Genomic DNA, 248 nt, shown 5'->3' on the forward strand with positions numbered 1-248 from the left:
TCGCATTCGGCCCGTGGCTTGCGCTCGGCAGCATGATAAACCTGGGGTATCTGGCCTGGATCTCTTATTAACCGGGAGGGTTCTCCCTCCCGACACGGCTCAACCTTCTTCGCGGATCTGTGCTTGCAGATAATTTTGCAGGCCCATCTTCTGAATCAGATCAAGTTCCGTTTCCAGCCAGTCGATATGGCCTTCTTCATCACGCAAAATTTCTATCATCATATCGCGGCTGACGTAATCATGAACGC

At 51.6% G+C, this 248-nt stretch carries 2 protein-coding genes; one reads left to right on the top strand and one right to left on the bottom strand.

The window, feature by feature from the left end; all coding sequences use genetic code 11:
- On the top strand, positions 1-71 hold a 71-nt coding region (locus SB719_RS21770; protein WP_412159975.1), incomplete at its 5' end, for a hypothetical protein.
- Positions 72-99: 28 nt separating this feature from the next.
- On the opposite strand, the gene SB719_RS21775 is transcribed toward SB719_RS21770, so the two are convergent.
- Positions 100-248, bottom strand: a 149-nt coding sequence (locus SB719_RS21775) for a ferritin-like domain-containing protein (RefSeq protein ID WP_412159976.1), incomplete at its 5' end; no start/stop codon positions are given.

It is taken from the genome of Pantoea sp. SIMBA_079 (assembly GCF_046940275.1).
GTDB lineage: Bacteria > Pseudomonadota > Gammaproteobacteria > Enterobacterales > Enterobacteriaceae > Pantoea > Pantoea borealis.